Source organism: Bradyrhizobium vignae, assembly GCF_900324035.1.
Classification (GTDB): Bacteria; Pseudomonadota; Alphaproteobacteria; order Rhizobiales; family Xanthobacteraceae; genus Bradyrhizobium; species Bradyrhizobium vignae.
Genome location: NZ_LS398110.1, coordinates 2,554,683 through 2,572,048 on the forward strand (window position 1 = coordinate 2,554,683; position 17,366 = coordinate 2,572,048).

The window sequence follows — 17,366 nt, forward strand, 5'->3', positions numbered from 1 at the left end:
GGTTCTATAGCATGGATTCGATGATGGTCATGCCTTCAGGCGCGATTCCATCAGACCGCGATAGAGCGCGGCATAATCGCCGGCGCGGTTGCGCCAGGAGACGTCGGTCGCAAGGCCGCTGCGTTGCAGCCGGCGCCAGGTCAGCTTGTCATGGAAGACGGTGTTAGCCTTGCGCAGCGTGCCGGCGAGGGCATCCGCCGTCACGGGGCCGAACTTGAATCCCGTGGCATCGCGGTCGGATGTGTCGGCCTCGCCGATGTCGACGATGGTGTCTTCGAGGCCGCCGACGCGCGAGACGATCGGCACGGCGCCATAGCGCAGTGCGCAGAGCTGGGTCAGACCGCACGGCTCGAAGCGCGAAGGCACGATCAGCGCGTCCGAGCCCGCCTGAATCAGATGCGCCAGAATCTCGTCATAGCCGATCACGACGCCGATCCGGCCGGGATTGGCGCGGGCCACAGCCTGGTAGCCGTCCTGCAGATCGCGATCGCCGCTGCCGAGCAGTGCGAGCTGCATGCCTTCGCGCAGGATGGTCGGAATGGCCTCGAGCAGGAGATCGAGCCCCTTCTGCCACGACAGCCGGCTGATGACGCCCAGCAATGGCGCCTCGTCCGAGGAATCGAGGTTGAACTGCTGCTGCAGCACCGCCTTGTTCGCCGCCCGGAACGTCAGGTCCTCGGCGCCGAAGCGGTAGGCGATGTGCGGATCCTCCTGCGGATTCCATACCGATATGTCGATGCCATTGAGAATGCCGCTCAGCACGCCCGAACGTTCTCGAAGCAGACCGCCGAGCCCCATGCCGCCCTCGTCGCTCTGGATCTCCTTCGCGTAGGTCGGCGACACCGTGGTGATACGATCGGCGAATCGCAGGCCGGCCTTCAAAAAGCTGATGCCGCCGAAATATTCCAGCGCCTGAACGTTGAACGAGTCCCAAGGCAGGCCGATTGATCCGATCAACTCGGGAGCGAACTTGCCCTGATAGGCCATGTTGTGAATGGTCATCACGGTGCCGGGCCGCGGACGATTGTCGTAGTGCAGATAGGCCGGCGCGAGCCCCGCCTGCCAGTCGTGGGCGTGCACGATGTCGGGCACGAAGGCCGGCACGAGGCCGTGGCCGATATCCGCGGCCACGCGCGACAGCGCGGCAAAGCGCACGCCGTTGTCCGGCCAGTCGATGCCCTCGGCAGTGACATAGGGGTTGCCCGGCCGCGCGTAGAGATGCGGCACGTCGAGCACGAACAGATCGAGCCCGTCATGGGAGCCCGCCAGCAGCCGCCCGGGGCCGCCGAAATAATCCGGCCAGCGCCGGAGTTCATCTGCGCCTGACACAAGGCGCATCACGTCGGGATAGCCGGGCATCAAGGTGCGCATCTCGATGCCATGCGTCTTCAGCGCAGCCGGCAGCGCACCGGCGACATCCGCAAGGCCGCCGGTCTTGACGAGGGGATAGACTTCAGAGGCGACCGCGAGGACGCGAACAGGCATCATGTATTGAGCCTGTCGATCATCGGCTGGGTGATCAGCGAGATGCCCTGCTCGGTGGTGCGGAAGCGCTTTCCGTCGAACTCGGGATCCTCGCCGACGACGAGTCCCTCCGGGATCTCGACGCCGCGGTCGATCACGACGTTCCTCAAGCGAGCACCGCGACCGACATTCACGTAAGGCATGATCACGGCATTCTCGACATTGGCGTAGGAGTTGACGCGCACGCCGGTGAACAGCAACGATCGTCGTAGCGAGGCGCCGGAGATGATGCAGCCGCCGGAGACCAGCGAGCTCACCGCCTGACCGCGCCGGCTCTCCTCGTCATGAACGAATTTCGCCGGCGGCGTGATTTCGGCATAGGACCAGATCGGCCAGGCGCGGTCGAACAGGTCGAGCTCCGGCACGACGTCGGTGAGGTCGACATTGGCGGCCCAGTAGGCGTCGACGGTGCCGACGTCGCGCCAATAGGCGCGGAGATCGCTCCCCGAGCGGACGCAGGAGGTCGAGTACTGGTGCGCCATCGCGCGGCCGTTCTTGACGATGTAGGGGATGATGTCCTTGCCGAAATCGTGATTGGAGTTCGGGTCCTCGGCGTCGCGCTTGAGCTGGTCGAACAGGAATTTCGCGTCGAAGACGTAGATGCCCATGCTGGCGAGCGAGACGTCCGGCTTGCCGGGCATCGGCGGCGGATCTTTCGGCTTCTCCAGGAACGACTGGATCCAGCCGTTCTCGTCGATATGCATGATGCCGAAGCCTGAGGATTCCGTCCGCGGCATCTCGAGGCAGCCGACGGTGACGTCGGCGCCACTCTCGACGTGCTGGCGCAGCATCACCTCGTAGTCCATTTTATAGATGTGGTCGCCGGCCAGCACCACGATGAAGCGACAGGCGTGGGATTCGATGATGTCGATGTTCTGGTACACCGCGTCCGCCGTGCCGACATACCACATGGTCTCGGAGACGCGCTGGCTGGCGGGCAGGATGTCAAAACTCTCATTGCGTTCGGGGCGGAAGAAGTTCCAGCCCATCTGAAGATGCCGGATCAGGCTGTGCGCCTTGTATTGGGTTGCGACCGCGATACGGCGGATGCCCGAGTTCACCGCATTCGACAGCGCGAAATCGATGATGCGGGATTTGCCGCCGAAATAGACCGCCGGCTTGGCACGCCGGTCGGTCAGCTCCAGCAGCCGGCTGCCGCGTCCTCCGGCCAGGACGAACGCCAGAGCTTGGCGGGCAAGCGGCTCGGGTCTCGCGGCACTCATGTCATCCTCCCCACAGCTCTGGCGCTCGCGAAAAGCCTCCCGGCCGCGCACATGGAACCGATAGTAATGGCACGAATAGTAAATCGTGAAGGTGGTTGTTGGTTGCGAATGCACGGGAAGCTTAATGCTTTGCCGGGTGATCGGGCCTCAGGCGCCGTCATCCGGGTGTCACAGGCGGCGAAGTCGTCGATCCTCGCCGGACACGGGTAAATCGAACGGAAGTGTGCGTCTTGTGCGGTGCACGCAAATTCCACGCTTTGACTTGGCGCAAGGATGACCGATCATGGCGCTGCGATCCTTTTCCAAGCGAAAGGTCAGACAGGGAGCAAGACGATGAGGATCTGGAAGACGGCAATTGCCTGTTCGCTGGCCGGCGTAGTCGTGGTGGGCCAAACCGCCCAGGCCACGGCGGCCCCGATGCCGACCAACGTCGCGACGATGAAGGCTGCAGCCGGCGACGACGTCGCGCAGGTGCATTGGCGTGGCGGCGGATGGGGCTGGGGTCTTGGTGGTCTCGCGGCCGGCGCGATCATTGGCAGCGCCATCGCGGCCGGCAGCCCTTACGGCTACTATGGCGGTCCATATTACGGCTATGGATATCCGGGCTACGGTTATGGCTATGCCCCGGCCTACTACGGTTATGGCTACGGGCCGACCTATTATCCGCGATATTATCGACCCTATCGTCCGTATTACAGCTATGGCTATTACCGGCCGTACCGCGTCTACCACCGTCGCTACTACAGATATTGGTGAGCACTGCGCGGCTAAAGCGGAATGGATGGCCGCGGATCCTTCACCTCTCCCGCAAGCGGGAGAGGGAGCCCGCCTTCGTTGGTGTCGCGATCACGCCTCATTTCATCGCGCTTTAGAACGAAAGCCATACGATCAGGCTCATGCATGCAACATGCATGAGCACGATCGCGGCGAGATGCAGTGGGCCGGGCTTGAGGCGAAGCGCGCGCATCCCGCCGCCTCCGCCTAATTCGATCCCGCGGCTGCAGCCGTGAAGCTGCGGTCGACGGCTTGGCTCACGTCGAGCTTCTTCGGCAGGATGCCGTAGCGTGTCGAGCGATCCGAGGCGGCCTGGATTTCCTTCACCACGTTCTCGTCGATCACGATCGGGCTGGTGCGCTGTGCCGTGTAGGCCGACAGCAACACGTCTTCCGGCAGCTTGGTCAGCTCGGCCGTGTTCTTCGCGTATTCACCGAGGTGATCCAGCGACCACAGTCGCGCCTTGTTCAGCCGGTGCACCAGGTCCTGCACCGCCACGCGCTTGGTGGCGATGGCACTGTCGGAGGCGACGATGAAGGTGATGGTCGGTGTCAGGCCTTCGCCGTGGGCGATCACGCGGGCCTTGTCCTTCAGCGTCGCGAACGAGACGTAGGGCTCCCACACAGCCCAAGCGTCGACCGAGCCCGCTAGCAGGGCGATCTTGGCATCGACCGGGCCGAGCGGCGCGAAGGTCGCGTCCTCCAGCTTGATCCCTGTCTTCTCCAGCGTGGCGTCGATCAGGAACTGGCCCCAGCCGCCGCGCGTGCCGGCGAGCCGTTTGCCCTTGAGGTCTGCAGCCGATTTGATCTGTGAATCCTGACGCACCAGGATGGCCTGCGTCCTCGCGTCCGATCGCGTGCCGCCGATCGCCTTGATCGGCGCGCCCGTCGCATAGACCGAGAGGAAGGAGAGGTCGCCGGTGTAGCCGACGTCGAGCGCGCCGGCATTGAGCGCTTCGAGGATCGGCGCCGCCGCGGGAAATTCCGACCACTCGATCCTGTAGGGCAGGTCCTTCGCATAGCCGGAGATCTCCAGCAGTGAGCGGTTGCCGCCTTTCTGGTCGCCGACGCGCAGGACGACGGTGTCGGCCGCGAGCGATGCGGCAGCGGTCGACAATGTGATGGCGGCGGCCAGCAGCGAGGCCGCGAGCCGGCGGGTGATGGAATGGTCGTGGGCGTTGATGCTCATTGGATCCGTCTTGTTGCGTCGCTCACGAGGCGTGAGCGGACGATGCAGCGAGACGATCAAGTCTATGAGCGCGAGATACGCAGTCAATGAAATGGCCAACCGTATTGCATGCGCGATCGGCAAGGACGTTTCAACGAAGCGAGGCTTTCGAGAACGCGCGAGTTGCGCAGCGGAAAGATGCGTACGGATGAAGCAAGCGAGGGAATCGCGGTGCGCTTTGCATGACGATGCGGCAGCGAAAATCCTTTCATCGTTCCCGCACGCGCCGATGGAGAGAATGACTTCGCTTCGCGTCACATTCGAAATTCCATTTCATTGACGATGTGGCGGCCGCGCCGCATGATTTGCGCATCGCATCAACGCGGCGCAAAAAGCGCCGGCGGGAAAACTTTCTCTCAACGCAGCTCCGCACGGAACATGCGCAACGCGAACCGTTGCGCAAGCGGCGGAGCCGTGCCAGCGCAGGAGCCAGGGGCCGATGAACAACGACAACAAGCGCAGCGGATCGACGCTCGACCGGCGCCATCTGCTTCGGGCAGGGCTTGCCGCCGCCTTCGCGGCGCCACTCGGTGCGCTCGGTGCACAGGCTTTTGCACCGCGCGCCATCGCGCCCGGCGTCGATTTCTCGGAGTTTCCGCTATGCCGCACGGCTTCTGATGTGCCCGCTCTCGCCGGCGCGCCGCGCAAGCTGAAACTATCGTGGAACGCGGGAGCAGTGTGCCTCGCGCCGGTGCCCGTTGCCATCGAGCACGGCTTCTTCCAGAAGCACAATCTCGACGTTGAGCTCGTCAATTATTCCGGCTCGACCGACCAGTTGCTCGAGGCGATCGCGACGGGCAAGAGCGATGCCGGCCTCGGCATGGCGCTGCGCTGGCTGAAGCCGCTGGAGCAGGGCTTTGACGTCAAGATCGCTGCCGGCACCCATGGCGGCTGCATGCGCGTGCTGTCGCGCGCCGACTCCGGGGTCAGCAAGCTTGCCGATCTCAAGGGCAAGATCGTCGCAGTCGGCGATCTCGCCGGTCCTGACAAGAACTTCTTCTCGATCCAGCTCGCCAAGCTCGGCATCGATCCGGTCAAGGACGTCGACTGGCGTGCCTATCCAGGCAATCTGCTCAACGTCGCCGTGGAGAAGGGCGAGGTGCAGGCGTTTCTGTCCTCGGACCCGCTCGCCTATCTCTGGCTCAAGGACACCCAGTACAAGGAAGTCGCGTCCAATCTCGATGGCGAATACCGCGAGAAGAGCTGCTGCATCCTTGGCCTGCGCGGCAGCCTGGTGCGCGAGGAGCCGCAGGTCGCGCGTGCCATCACGCAGGCGTTGCTCGATGCCGCGATGTTCAGCTCGCAGAATGCGGCACTCGCGGCAAAATCGTTCCAGCCTTATGCGCCAAAGGCGGCGACGCTCGCCGACATCGAGGGCATGGTGCGCTACCACACCCATCACCATCATCCCGTCGGCGACGTGCTCAAGCGCGAGCTCAAGGCCTATGCCGACGATCTCAAGAGCGTGCAGGTGTTCAAGCCGAGCACCGACACCGCCAAATTCGCGGAGCGCATCTATGTCGACGTATTCGCTGTCTGACGGTCTTGCCTCCGGCGCGCCGCGCACCTCGCGCGCGCCGCTGCTCGCGACCTGGATCCGGGAGTCCGGCGTCGGCGTTCTCGCCAGCATCACCTGGAGCGCGTTCGGCCTGTCCTGCCTGTGGTGGGAAGATGTCGGCGACTGGTCGCGCACGCACTCGCTCGGCATCGCCGCCTTCGTCATCGCGGCCGTGGCGCTGTTCGGAACCGTCGGCGCTGATTATCTCGGCTCGGCCGGAAAGGCTTTGCGCAAGCGGGCGCCATGGCTCGTCGCCCTCGGTGCTTTCCTGACGCTGTGGGAAGTCGCGACCGCAAAGCTCGCGTGGCTGCCGCTGCCGTTCTTTCCACCGCCGCAGGCGATCATCGAGGTCTACACCGACGATCTGCCGAAGCTGCTCGACAGCGTGTTCGCGTCGGTCAAGCTCCAGCTCGGCGGTTATCTGATCGGCGCCACGGTCGGCTTCTTGACTGGCGTGTCGATCGGCTGGTCGCGCGCGGTCGGCTATTGGGTGCATCCGGTGCTGCGCTTCATCGGTCCGCTGCCGGCGACCGCCTGGCTGCCGATTGCCTTCTTCACGTTCCCGTCGAGCTGGAGCGCTTCGACCTTCCTGATCGCGCTGGCGACGGGCTTTCCGGTGACCGTGCTGACCTGGTCGGGCGTCGCGAGCGTCAGCAACGCCTATTACGACGTCGCGCGCACGCTGGGCGCCAAGCCATCCTTCCTGGTGCTGAAGGTCGCGATCCCCGCGGCGCTGCCGCACGTCTTCGTCGGCCTGTTCATGGGACTAGGCTCGTCATTCGCCGTGCTCGTCGTCGCCGAAATGATCGGCGTCAAGGCGGGGCTCGGTTGGTACTTGCAATGGGCGCAGGGCTGGGCTGCCTACGCCAACATGTATGCGGCGCTGATCGTGATGTCCTTGCTCTGCTCCGGCGCAATCACGCTGCTGTTTTCGATCCGCGATCGCCTCTTGGTCTGGCAGAAGGGGACCGTCAAATGGTAGCCACCGCTCTTGCCGAAGCCGTGACGCATCCGGCCGCCGGCGCTGCGCTCGACATCGAGCAGGTCAGCCACGCCTTCGACATCGACGGCATCGAGCTGCCGGTGCTGAGCGACGTCAGCATCTCGGTCGAGCCCGGCGAGTTCGTCGCGCTTCTCGGTCCGTCCGGCTGCGGCAAGTCGACCTTGCTGCGGCTCGTTGCCGGCCTCGACAAGCCCAAGGCAGGAAGGCTGCGGGAGGACGAGGAGCGCATCAAACATCCGCATCCTTCGCGCGTGGTCGTGTTCCAGGATCCGACCCTTTTTCCCTGGCGGTCGGTCTGGGACAACGTCGCCCTGGGCCTCGAGGCCCAGAGCATTCTCAAGAGCCAGCGGCAGCGCGTGGACGACGCGCTCGATCTCGTCGGGCTCTCGTCGTTCCGCAATGCCTATCCGCACCAGCTCTCCGGCGGCATGGCGCAGCGCGTCGCGCTGGCGCGGGCGCTGGTCAACGATCCCAAGATCCTGATCCTCGACGAGCCGTTGGGTAAACTCGACTCGCTGACCCGCATCACCATGCAGGCCGAGCTGGTCTCGCTCTGGCAGCGCAAGGCGTTTACCACGCTGCTGGTGACGCATGATGCCGAGGAGGCGCTGGTGCTCGCCAACCGGGTGATCGTCTTCAGCGAGCGGCCGGCGCACGTGAAGGCCGACATCCGCGTCGATCGTCCGTATCCGCGCCATCGTGGAGATCCGTATCTGGCTGACCTGCGTCGTCAGATCCTTGGCCTGTTGGGGCTCGACGCCACATGGTAACCTCCATAGCCAAGGGTCGTACGGCCCACAGCGAATCCGACTACATCGCCCGTGCCGAGACGCTTGCGGCCGGCTTTGCGGCGCGTGCGGCCGAGCACGACCGCACCGGCAGCTTTCCGTTCGAGAATTTCCGTGAACTGTTCGAGGCGGGCCTGTTGTCGCTGACGGTGCCGTCGGCCCATGGCGGCGGCGGAGCGGGCGCGCGGTACGCCGCGCGCGTCATCGGCATCTTCGGCAAGGCGGATCCGTCGACCGCGCTGGTGCTGTCGATGCACTACATCAATCATCTCGTCATGGCGCACAGCCAGACCTGGCCGGCGCGGCTGTCGCGCAAGCTCGCGCGCGAGAGCGTCGAAGGTCTTGCGCTCGTCAACGCGCTGCGCGTCGAGCCCGAGCTCGGCTCGCCGGCGCGCGGCGGCCTGCCGGCGACGATCGCGCGCCGCACCGAAACCGGCTGGCGCCTCTCCGGCCACAAGATCTATTCGACCGGCTCGCCAATCCTGAAATGGTACCTGGTCTGGGCGCGGACCGACGAGGCCGAGCCGCGCGTCGGCCAGTTCCTGGTGCCGGCAGGCCTGCCGGGCACCCGCATCGTCGAGACCTGGGACCATCATGGCCTGCGCGCCAGCGGCAGCCACGATGTCATCTTCGAAGACGTCGTGATTCCGCTGGATGCCGAAGTCGACCTGCGCAAGCCGGCGGACTGGCGTGCGCCCGACGCCACACAGGCGACCATCCACACCGTTTTCGTCGCCGCGATCTATGACGGCGTTGCCCGCGCGGCGCGCGACTGGCTGATCTCCTTTCTGAAACAGCGCGTGCCCGCCAGCCTCGGCGCGCCGCTCGCGACCTTGGCCCGCGCGCAGGAGATCCTCGGCGCCATCGAGGCGCGGCTCGCGGTCAATGCGCGGCTGATCGAGACGTTCGCCCGCGACTTCGATGATGGGGTCCAACTGTCGCCCGGCGAATCCAACGCGATCAAGCTGACCGTGACCAACAATGCCGTCGCCGTGGTCGAGGACGCACTGTCACTGACCGGCAATCACGGCCTGTCCCGTAGCAATCCGCTGGAGCGGCACTATCGCGACGTGCTGTGCGGGCGCGTGCACACGCCGCAGGACGATTCCACCCGCATCGGCCTCGGCCGCACCGCACTGGGCCTTTAGGACAGCAACAGGGAGACGACATGTCGATCGAGTTCATCGGCTTCATCAGCAACAACAATTCGTCCGAGACCATCGTCCGCGAAGGTCCGGTCCTCAATCCCACCCACATCGAGACGGTGGCGAAGGCGCATGAGAATGCCGGCTTCGATCGTGCGCTGCTGGCGTTCCATTCGACATCGCCGGATGCGCTCCAGGTCGCGCAGCACGTGCTCAACCATACCGACCGCCTCAACGTGCTGATCGCCCAGCGGCCCGGCTTCACCGCGCCGACATTGCTGGCGCGGCAGTTCGCGGTGCTTGACCAGTTGTCCCGCGGCCGCGTTGCGCTCCACGTCATCACCGGCGGCAATGCCACCGAGCTCCGGCAGGACGGCAATACGATCGACGACAAGGACGAACGCTATGCCCGTACCTCCGAGTTTCTCGATGTGCTCAAGCTGGAATGGACAAGCGACAAGCCGTTCACCTACAAGGGCAAGTATTACCAGGTCGAGAACGCCTTCTCGCAGGTGAAGCCGTATCGTCCCGAAGGCATTCGCGTCTATTTCGGCGGCGCCTCCGACGCGGCGATCGACGTCGCCGGCAAGCACGCCGACACCTTTGCACTGTGGGGCGAGTCCTATGCGCAGGTGCGCGATGTCACTTCGCGTGTCCATAACGCGGCGGTGAGGCACGAGCGGCCGACGCCGCGCTTCAGCCTGTCGGTGCGGCCGATCATCGCCCCGACCGAAAAGCAGGCTTGGGAAAAGGCGGAGGAAATTCTGGCGCGCGCCACCGCGCTGCAGGACAAGACCGGTTATCGCAAGCCGGCCGACGGCCACGCCACATCAGGCGCGCGGCGTCTGCTCGCGCTCGCCGACCAGGGCAGCCGGATCGACAAGCGGCTCTGGACCGAGATCGCAAAGCTCACCGGTGCCAACAGCAACACCACCGCGCTGGTCGGAACGCCCGCGCAGGTGGCGGAGGTCTTCGGCGATTACTACGACCTCGGCATCAGCCATTTCCTGATCCGTGGCTTCGATCCGCTGATCGATGCGATCGAATACGGCCGCGAGCTGATCCCGCTGACGCGCGAGCTGATCGCCAAGCGACAGGCCGTTCGCGGCGAGGCGGCAGAATGATCCGCCTCATGCTGGCCGGCGCGCTGCTGCTCGGTTGGTTCGAACTGGCGGCAGCGCAAACCACTCTGCGCGTCGGCGATCAGAAGGGCAATTCGCAGGCCGTGATGGAAGCGGCCGGCGTGCTCAAGGACGTCCCCTACAAGATCGAGTGGAAGGAGTTTCCAGCGGCAGCCCCACTGCTGGAGGCGCTGAGCGCGGGCGCGATCGAGACCGGGCTCGTGGGTGATGCGCCCTTCACCTTCGCCGCCGCGTCGGGCGCCCCGGTGAAGGCGATCGCCGCGATCCGGCAGACGCGCGAGGGTCTCGCCATCCTCGTGCCGGAGAACTCGCCGATCAAGACCTTTGCCGACCTCCGTGGCAAGAAGATCGCCACCGGCCGCGGGTCGATCGGCCATCAGTTGATCCTCGCCGCGCTCGAGAAGAACGGCTGGAGTGCGAGCGACGTGCAGATCGCCTTCCTGGCGCCGTCCGACGCCAAGATCGCCTACATGCAAGGCTCAGTCGATGCGTGGTCGACCTGGGAGCCCTATGTCAGCCAGGAGGAGGTACTGTTCAAATCGCGCCGCATCATCTCCTCCGAAGGCCTGACACCGGGCCTCAGCTTCCAGGTGGCGCGGCCCGAGGCCATCCGCGACAAACGCGCCGAGCTGACCGATTTCGTCAGGCGCCTCACCGCGGCGCGGGCGTGGTCGCTGAACAATATCGACAGCTACGCCGCGACCTGGGGCAGGCTGATGAACATCCCGACCGCCGTGCCGCAGAACTGGCTGTCGCGCGCAAAGATTCGCATCGCGCCGATCGATGATGGCGTGGTCGCGGACGAGCAGAGCACGATCGAGCTCTATTTCCGCTGGGGCCTGATCAAGCAGAAGCTGGATGCAACCGAGATCGTCGACCGCTCGTTTGCGGACGCGATTGCGAAGGCGGGGTTGTAGTACACACTCTCGTGTCCCGGACGCGCTGCAGCGTGAAGCGCTGCTGCGCCGCGTCCGGGGCACGAGACCTCACGAACCGCTCAAGCATCTGTGAGACGAGAATGGCGTTTCCATAACACTCGCATTTCTCGACGTTTTCATTCTTCACTCCTCACTGCTGACAACACCCTCCTTGCTATTTGCATCGCACCTCTTGCGGCACGGTGCACTCCCGCAAAGATCAATTCGACGACCACATCGGGAGACCGGCCATGGGCCTGCAAGAAACAAGAATCGAATCGCTTCCCTTCGTCACTGCCGAACTCAACTATCTCGCGCCGACATCAGCCAAGCCGCGCACCTATGCCTTCGATCCGCCGCCGGGCGAGCCGAAGAGCACGTCGCTGCCGGAGCCGCATCAGGTCCCGATCTTCGACGCGCGGCTGATCGCGCAGAACTTCTCGCTTGATCGCGAGGGCTTTGCGCTGGTGCGTCATCCGACCCAGGTGAAGGATTTCTACGACGACGAGGAGGTGAGGACGGTGTACTATCCGGCCGTCGAAGCCTTCCTGCGTGCGACCCTGAAGGCCGATCGCGTCTTCATCTTCGACCACACCGTGCGCAAGCGCGTCGAGGGCGCCCCGGACATCCGGGGCGGCGGGTCGCGTCAGCCGGCGACGCGCGTTCATGTCGATCAAACCGCGGTCTCCGGGGCCAATCGCGTGCGCGAGCATCTGCCCGACGAGGCCGAGGAGCTGCTGAAGGGACGTGTGCAGGTGATCAATCTCTGGCGGCCGATCCGGGGCCCCTTGCGCGATTCACCGCTCGCCATGGCCGACGGCACCACGGTGGCGGCCGACGATCTCGTCGCCTCCGACCTGATCTATCCCAACCGCCGCGGCGAGATCTATTCGGTGAAGTACAATCCGAACCACCGCTGGTTCTATTTTCCCGAGATGACGCCGGACGAGGCGCTGCTGCTGAAGTGCTACGATTCCGCAACGGATGGTCGCACCCGCTTCGGGCCGCATACCGCATTCGTCGATCCGACCACGCCGGCCGATGCGGCGCCGCGCGAAAGCATCGAGGTCCGAACGCTGGTATTCCACAAGCAGTAACAAAGTGTGATGGCCCTGCCGGGCATTCCCGGCAGGGTTCCCGGAACCTGAGGGAACAAGCGACGTTTGCAGCGCCGGGCAGGCCAACCCGGGAGCGGTGCCGTGCACGCGCAGACGACTCTATTGCTTGGTCTCGTGACTTTATCTCTTGCCTTGATGTCCGTTGCAAAAGCCGAAAGCGGCCTTGCCTCCTATTATGGATACGCAAAAGCCGGCAAAGGCGGCGAGCTGACCTGCGCCCACCGCACGCGCCCGTTCGGCAGTGTGCTCAGGGTGTCCTACAGCGGACGCACGATCCAGTGCCGCGTCAATGATCGCGGCCCCTTCATCCGCGGCCGCATCGTCGATCTCTCGGTGCCGGCCGCCCGCGCGCTCGGCATGATGAGCGCAGGCGTGGTGCGCGTCTCGGTGGATTAGACCTCGAGGCACGCTATAGTGCCGCCCGAAGCAAGGGGGGCGCCATGGCCAGGATCAGGGTGGGACTCGTCGGCTGCGGCTTCGTGTCGGAGCTGCACATGTATGCGTTTCGGCGCGTCTATGGCGTGGATGTCGAGGTCGCGGCCGTGGCTGCGCGCGGCGACAAGGTCGTCGCGTTCGCCCGGCATCACGACATCCCGCGTGTTTACCGCAGCTTCGCCGAGCTGATCGCCGACCGCGATCTCGATGTCGTCGACATCTGCACCCCGCCCAATCTTCATGCCGAGATGATCGTCGCCGCCATGCAGGCCGGCAAGCATGTGATCTGCGAAAAACCGTTCGCCGGCTATTTCGGCCGCGAGGGCGACACGCAGCCGATCGGCAAGCACGTGCCGAAGGCGCTGATGTATGAGCGCGTGATCGAAGAGATGAACCGGACGCGTGCTGCGATCGAGCGCACGGACAAGCTCTTCATGTATGCCGAGGACTGGATATACGCGCCTGCGGTGACCAAGATCGCCGAGATCCTCAAGGCGACCAAGGACAAGATCCTGTTCATGAAAGGCGAGGAGAGCCATTCCGGCTCGCACGCGGCACATGCCGCGCAATGGGCGATGACCGGCGGCGGCTCGCTGATCCGCATGGGCTGCCATCCGCTTTCGGCCGTGCTGTATCTGAAGCAGGTGGAAGCCAAGGCGCGCGGCGAGACCATCCGCGTCGCCAGCGTCACTTGCGACGTCGGCAACGTCACCGCCGAGCTGAAGCCCGAGGAACGCTCTTACATCAAGGCCAATCCCGTCGATGTCGAGGACTGGGGCACGCTCACCGCCACCTTCTCCGACGGCACCAAGGCCACCGTGTTCTCAGGCGACATGATCATGGGCGGCGTGCGCAACCTGATCGAGACCTACACAAGCGGGGGCTCGCTGTTCGCCAACATCACCCCGAACACGCATCTGATGAGCTATCAGACCTCCGAGGAAAAGCTCGCCAGCGTCTACATCACGGAGAAAGTCGACCGCAAGACCGGCTGGCAATATGTCTGCCTCGAGGAGGAATGGACGCGCGGATACTTGCAGGAGATCCAGGACTTCATGGAATGCGTCGCGACCGGACGACAGCCGCTGTCGAACCTGGCGCTCGCGTACGAGACGATCAAGGTGAACTACGCGGGGTACTGGGCGGCGGAGGAGGGGCGAAGGGTGGTGTTTTAGTGATGAGGCCGCTGAGCTGGCCGCGCGCATGGCTGAGCAGTGAGCGCGCAAACAAAGAAAGCCTAAAGCATGATCCGGAAAAGTGCGAAGCGGTTTTCCGGAAAGATCATGCGTAAACAAGAAGCTAAAGCGCGATGACGATTCATCCAAATCTCATCGCGCTTTAGGAAATCCACTTGAGGAAATCCACTTGGGAATCCCTTGGGCTATTTTTCGGCGAAGCTCGTATTTGAAAGCGTGCGAGGTCTCTATCTGGACGCCCGCCCTCGATTCTTCTTCTCAGGCTGGTCGATCCATTGTGATCGCGCTTTCAGTCCTCACACTAGCTTCGTCAATTGCCCTGATAATTGCAGGACACGCACATATGACCATCTTTATCGAAGTTCTCTCTAGCATTGTAGCCTGAGTCGCGCAGATTCTGCCTATAAAGTGTCGAGGCAGATCGTTGGTCAACACCACCGCCTGTTGGAACGCCAACAGCCATCATAGCTGATCCAGTATGGTGTCTGTTATGGAGTGATGAACGATGACGCTGATCACTACCAGCATTAGCTGATACAATACCAACAGCCAAAATAGCTGCAACAAGAAGTGCCGTCTTCATGATACACCTCTCAGATATAGGCAACGTAGTTGCTGCCAAAGCAAGGCGACTGCTTCTGTCACCCGGTTCATTGTGAACTAGCTCGCATCTTGGCATCGTTCGAACGTCGAGAGCTTTGCTCGCCGAGAGAAGTCCTCACCCATCTCGCCGCCGTGCGGCGAGACACCCTCTCCCACAAGGCTGGTGCACCGTCAGCGCGGTGTGTGGTGCTTACGTCATTGCGGCACAGATTGATTAGCCGCGCGCTACCGCCGTGACCTTTCTTCGAAATGGCGCCAAGTGTTCCAGGCGATGGTGGCAATGCGATCACCGAGCTTGATGCCGTCGCGCTCCAGGCCGCCTGCCAAGCTCCGACAGTCATTAAGTCAAAAATGGTCCGGCACGAAACTCAAGCAATCGACGCAGTATGGAATTCGGCGCATTCAATGTTGCTTCCTGGGGGACGATCTTTCTTGATTGCTGTTGCGGCGAGGGGAGGCCTCCTGTTTCGTGGCGCGCTTCAACTCTGTGCGCCGTGCCGGACTTCGTGCTGTGTGTCCGCCGTGCCAAAGCTACTCTGATCAGCAGCATCGCAATCCGCTTTTAAAAGCTCAGGACGATTGCTCGTGAGCAGAAGCTGTTTCCGCATTTCTGTAAGGCGGGCGCGGCAATATTCGCGATAGAGCAGCTCGAACATGGCGGGCATCGTCACCCCCATCGTTGACTATCACTATTATGCGTATTCCCAATAAGGGTCGCCGCTGGATGCGTGCCCGTTCGCCGGCTGCGCCAGCCTTGCGACATGCGAAAAAAGGAGCAGGGTAAAAGGAGCAGGGTCAATTACCTAAAGGCTATTATAGCAGGCTCGTGTTTCAGTAAAACTTCGTCCCACAACTTCAGGGCGTGGCCGCGCGATCGAATATCCAACCACAGCGCGAAAATAACTACCACTGGATGCAAGCACCATCGGCTGCAACGTCTCCAGCGCGGCGGGGGTTCGTTGCGGCACCGATTGGTTGGCCGCGTGCACGGCTGCGGATCCTTCTCCTTTTGTGGGGAGAAGGTGGCAAGGCGGCCTTCCGCCGTTCTTAAGAATGCCGAAGCGAAGCTTCGGCTACGGCGCCGGATGAGGGGGCCACTTTCTCCGAATTTCACATGTGAGAGGTTCACCCGCGGAGACAGATCCCTCACCCGGCGCGCCGCTCGCGCGGCGGGCCCCCTCTCCCACAACAAGACCCCAACAAGGGGAGAGGTGCACGGTCAGCGCGGCGGCTACGCCCCGTAGGTCGAGCCTTTCGGAAGCGGGAACACCGGGTCCTGCGTTCTGATGTTGGTCGGCCACACCACCGAGATGTGCTCCCCGGCGTTCTGCATCACCACCGGTGTCGAGCGTTCGTTCTGGCCGGAGAGCGGGGTGCCCGGCGGGAAGAATTTCACGCCATAGCCCTGGATCGTGCCGCCGGCGGGAATGTCGACGTCGAGCGCCGCCTTGCGAATGGCTTCGGGGTCGAAGCTGCCATACTTCTCCTTGGCGACCGGCAGCACGTTGTTGAGCAGCACCCAGGTCTGGTTGAAGCCCATCGAGCAGTGCGGCGGCACGTCGGTGGCGCCGGTCTTGGCCTTGTAGCGCGTCACCATCGCGTTGATCAGATCGCCCATGCCGGGCGCGAGCTTGGCAGGATCGAGCAGCTGCGCCGGCACCGGATCGATGTTGCAGAAATTGTCGATGTCGGCGCCGAAGGTGGCGCGCAGCTTGTCGAGCTGGCTGTAGCCGGCGCCGGCCCCGAACAGCATCTTGAAGCGCAATCCGCTCTCGCGCGCCTGACGCAGGAACAAGGTGATGTCAGGGTTGTAGCCGGCATGCGAGATCACGTCGGCCTTGGCACGCTTGATCTTGGTGACGAGCACCGACAGGTCCGGCGCCGAGGCCGAATAGCCCTCGCGCAGCACGACCTGGATGCCGGCCTGCTTGGCATAGGCCTCATCGGCAGAGGCAACGCCGACGCCATAGGGGCCGTCCTCGTGGATCAACGCGACCTTGACCTCCTTCGGGTCCATGCCGAGCTTGGCTTTCGCATGTTCGGTGATGAAGCCTGCAAACGCCTGCCCGTACTGATCCGAATGGATCTGCGCGCGAAACACGTATTGCAGGTTCTTGTCCTTGAACACGGCGGTCGAGACCGCGGTCGTGATCCAGAGGATCTTCTTCTGCTGCTCGACCTTGGCCGCGAGTGGCACCGCATGCGAGCTCGCATAGACGCCGTTGAGAATGTCGATCTTCTCCTGGTTGATCAGACGTTCGGCCTCGTTGATCGCAACGTCGGGCTTGCTCTGGGAATCCGCGGCGACCGGAACAACCTTGGTCTTGCCGCCGATACCGCCCTTCTCGTTGACGAGATCGATCGCGATCTGCGCGCCGATTGACGAGGCGACCGAGCCGCCGGCGGCGAACGGGCCAGTGAGGTCGTAGATCAGGCCGATGCGCAAGGTCTCGGCTTGCGCCTGGGCCCTGGTCCAATCGAGGCTGAGTGCGGCGGCGGCAGCCGCCGATGTCTTCAGCAGCTGCCTGCGTGAAGTCGGCATCCTATCCTCCCTCAAAACCGTCTTATGATTGGTTGTTGTTTTTTGCGAAGTATGGGGAGCGCGACGATTGAAAGTCAACAGCGCCCAAGGTCGATAGGCGCCGGCGGCGGCACAACGCACCTGCGAAAGACAGCGAAAAGCCCACCGCTCCCGTCGGAGCGATGGGCCTGA

At 63.6% G+C, this 17,366-nt stretch carries 16 protein-coding genes; 10 read left to right on the top strand and 6 right to left on the bottom strand.

All coding sequences use genetic code 11. From position 1 onward, the window contains the following. Positions 1-27 precede the first annotated feature (27 nt). Both glgA and glgC read right to left on the bottom strand, forming a co-directional pair. Complete coding sequence (glgA, locus tag BRAD3257_RS12390) at positions 28-1,488, bottom strand: glycogen synthase GlgA (RefSeq protein ID WP_122402064.1); 1,461 nt, start codon at positions 1,486-1,488, stop codon at positions 28-30. Next, positions 1,485-2,747, bottom strand: coding sequence for a glucose-1-phosphate adenylyltransferase (glgC, locus tag BRAD3257_RS12395; RefSeq protein ID WP_122402065.1), 1,263 nt, complete (start codon positions 2,745-2,747; stop codon positions 1,485-1,487). The genes glgA and glgC overlap by 4 nt, the downstream gene beginning before the upstream one ends. 333 nt (positions 2,748-3,080) lie before the next feature. Here glgC and BRAD3257_RS12400 point away from each other — a divergent pair, with 333 nt between their 5' ends. Next, positions 3,081-3,503 (top strand): hypothetical protein, encoded by a 423-nt coding sequence (locus BRAD3257_RS12400; RefSeq protein WP_122406517.1) that lies wholly within the window; start codon positions 3,081-3,083, stop codon positions 3,501-3,503. A 225-nt stretch (positions 3,504-3,728) separates the two neighbouring features. Here BRAD3257_RS12400 and BRAD3257_RS12405 read toward each other — a convergent pair whose 3' ends face one another. Beyond that, a complete protein-coding gene (locus tag BRAD3257_RS12405; RefSeq protein ID WP_122406518.1) occupies positions 3,729-4,709 on the bottom strand; it encodes an ABC transporter substrate-binding protein in 981 nt (326 codons plus the stop codon). 478 nt (positions 4,710-5,187) lie between these two features. Between BRAD3257_RS12405 and BRAD3257_RS12410 the strand changes: the two genes are divergently transcribed. From BRAD3257_RS12410 to BRAD3257_RS12450, 9 genes are all read left to right on the top strand, one after another. Then, a complete protein-coding gene (locus tag BRAD3257_RS12410; RefSeq protein ID WP_122402066.1) occupies positions 5,188-6,288 on the top strand; it encodes an ABC transporter substrate-binding protein in 1,101 nt (366 codons plus the stop codon). After that, a complete protein-coding gene (locus tag BRAD3257_RS12415) occupies positions 6,266-7,288 on the top strand; it encodes an ABC transporter permease (protein WP_122402067.1) in 1,023 nt (340 codons plus the stop codon). Before BRAD3257_RS12410 ends, BRAD3257_RS12415 begins: the two co-directional genes overlap by 23 nt. Beyond that, positions 7,282-8,079, top strand: coding sequence for an ABC transporter ATP-binding protein (locus BRAD3257_RS12420; protein ID WP_122402068.1), 798 nt, complete (start codon positions 7,282-7,284; stop codon positions 8,077-8,079). Before BRAD3257_RS12415 ends, BRAD3257_RS12420 begins: the two co-directional genes overlap by 7 nt. Beyond that, positions 8,073-9,245, top strand: a complete 1,173-nt coding sequence (locus BRAD3257_RS12425) for an acyl-CoA dehydrogenase family protein (protein WP_122402069.1) — start codon at positions 8,073-8,075, stop codon at positions 9,243-9,245. Before BRAD3257_RS12420 ends, BRAD3257_RS12425 begins: the two co-directional genes overlap by 7 nt. A 20-nt stretch (positions 9,246-9,265) precedes the next feature. Next, positions 9,266-10,366, top strand: a complete 1,101-nt coding sequence (locus BRAD3257_RS12430; RefSeq protein ID WP_122402070.1) for an LLM class flavin-dependent oxidoreductase — start codon at positions 9,266-9,268, stop codon at positions 10,364-10,366. Continuing rightward, a complete protein-coding gene (locus BRAD3257_RS12435; protein ID WP_122402071.1) occupies positions 10,363-11,301 on the top strand; it encodes an ABC transporter substrate-binding protein in 939 nt (312 codons plus the stop codon). Before BRAD3257_RS12430 ends, BRAD3257_RS12435 begins: the two co-directional genes overlap by 4 nt. Positions 11,302-11,552: 251 nt before the next feature. Then, on the top strand, positions 11,553-12,398 hold the full coding sequence (locus BRAD3257_RS12440) for a CmcJ/NvfI family oxidoreductase (RefSeq protein ID WP_122402072.1): 846 nt from the start codon (positions 11,553-11,555) through the stop codon (positions 12,396-12,398). Between the two features lie 102 nt (positions 12,399-12,500). Further along, positions 12,501-12,815: a septal ring lytic transglycosylase RlpA family protein gene (locus BRAD3257_RS12445; protein ID WP_122402073.1), complete on the top strand. Its 315-nt coding sequence runs from the start codon at positions 12,501-12,503 to the stop codon at positions 12,813-12,815. 44 nt (positions 12,816-12,859) lie between these two features. After that, complete coding sequence (locus BRAD3257_RS12450; RefSeq protein WP_122402074.1) at positions 12,860-14,029, top strand: Gfo/Idh/MocA family protein; 1,170 nt, start codon at positions 12,860-12,862, stop codon at positions 14,027-14,029. Between the two features lie 331 nt (positions 14,030-14,360). On the opposite strand, the gene BRAD3257_RS39275 is transcribed toward BRAD3257_RS12450, so the two are convergent. The 3 genes from BRAD3257_RS39275 to BRAD3257_RS12460 all read right to left on the bottom strand — a co-directional run bounded on the left by BRAD3257_RS39275 (position 14,361) and on the right by BRAD3257_RS12460 (position 17,195). Further along, entirely contained in the window at positions 14,361-14,633 is a 273-nt protein-coding gene (locus tag BRAD3257_RS39275; protein WP_129143965.1) for a hypothetical protein, read from the bottom strand. A 499-nt stretch (positions 14,634-15,132) separates the two neighbouring features. Beyond that, positions 15,133-15,309, bottom strand: a complete 177-nt coding sequence (locus BRAD3257_RS12455) for a hypothetical protein (protein ID WP_244607932.1) — start codon at positions 15,307-15,309, stop codon at positions 15,133-15,135. Between the two features lie 575 nt (positions 15,310-15,884). Further along, positions 15,885-17,195: an ABC transporter substrate-binding protein gene (locus tag BRAD3257_RS12460; protein WP_122402076.1), complete on the bottom strand. Its 1,311-nt coding sequence runs from the start codon at positions 17,193-17,195 to the stop codon at positions 15,885-15,887. Positions 17,196-17,366: the final 171 nt, after the last annotated feature.

What these genes read in the sequence shown, in the direction of transcription:
- BRAD3257_RS39275 (WP_129143965.1), bottom strand. Translation starts at nt 14,633, where the DNA reads ATGAAGACGGCACTTCTTGTTGCAGCTATTTTGGCTGTTGGTATTGTA.
- BRAD3257_RS12450 (WP_122402074.1), top strand. Translation starts at nt 12,860, where the DNA reads ATGGCCAGGATCAGGGTGGGACTCGTCGGCTGCGGCTTCGTGTCGGAG.
- BRAD3257_RS12460 (WP_122402076.1), bottom strand. Translation starts at nt 17,195, where the DNA reads ATGCCGACTTCACGCAGGCAGCTGCTGAAGACATCGGCGGCTGCCGCC.
- BRAD3257_RS12415 (WP_122402067.1), top strand. Translation starts at nt 6,266, where the DNA reads ATGTCGACGTATTCGCTGTCTGACGGTCTTGCCTCCGGCGCGCCGCGC.
- BRAD3257_RS12440 (WP_122402072.1), top strand. Translation starts at nt 11,553, where the DNA reads ATGGGCCTGCAAGAAACAAGAATCGAATCGCTTCCCTTCGTCACTGCC.
- BRAD3257_RS12455 (WP_244607932.1), bottom strand. Translation starts at nt 15,309, where the DNA reads ATGTTCGAGCTGCTCTATCGCGAATATTGCCGCGCCCGCCTTACAGAA.
- BRAD3257_RS12405 (WP_122406518.1), bottom strand. Translation starts at nt 4,709, where the DNA reads ATGAGCATCAACGCCCACGACCATTCCATCACCCGCCGGCTCGCGGCC.
- BRAD3257_RS12435 (WP_122402071.1), top strand. Translation starts at nt 10,363, where the DNA reads ATGATCCGCCTCATGCTGGCCGGCGCGCTGCTGCTCGGTTGGTTCGAA.
- BRAD3257_RS12430 (WP_122402070.1), top strand. Translation starts at nt 9,266, where the DNA reads ATGTCGATCGAGTTCATCGGCTTCATCAGCAACAACAATTCGTCCGAG.
- BRAD3257_RS12425 (WP_122402069.1), top strand. Translation starts at nt 8,073, where the DNA reads ATGGTAACCTCCATAGCCAAGGGTCGTACGGCCCACAGCGAATCCGAC.
- BRAD3257_RS12420 (WP_122402068.1), top strand. Translation starts at nt 7,282, where the DNA reads ATGGTAGCCACCGCTCTTGCCGAAGCCGTGACGCATCCGGCCGCCGGC.
- BRAD3257_RS12410 (WP_122402066.1), top strand. Translation starts at nt 5,188, where the DNA reads ATGAACAACGACAACAAGCGCAGCGGATCGACGCTCGACCGGCGCCAT.
- glgA (WP_122402064.1), bottom strand. Translation starts at nt 1,488, where the DNA reads ATGATGCCTGTTCGCGTCCTCGCGGTCGCCTCTGAAGTCTATCCCCTC.
- glgC (WP_122402065.1), bottom strand. Translation starts at nt 2,747, where the DNA reads ATGAGTGCCGCGAGACCCGAGCCGCTTGCCCGCCAAGCTCTGGCGTTC.
- BRAD3257_RS12400 (WP_122406517.1), top strand. Translation starts at nt 3,081, where the DNA reads ATGAGGATCTGGAAGACGGCAATTGCCTGTTCGCTGGCCGGCGTAGTC.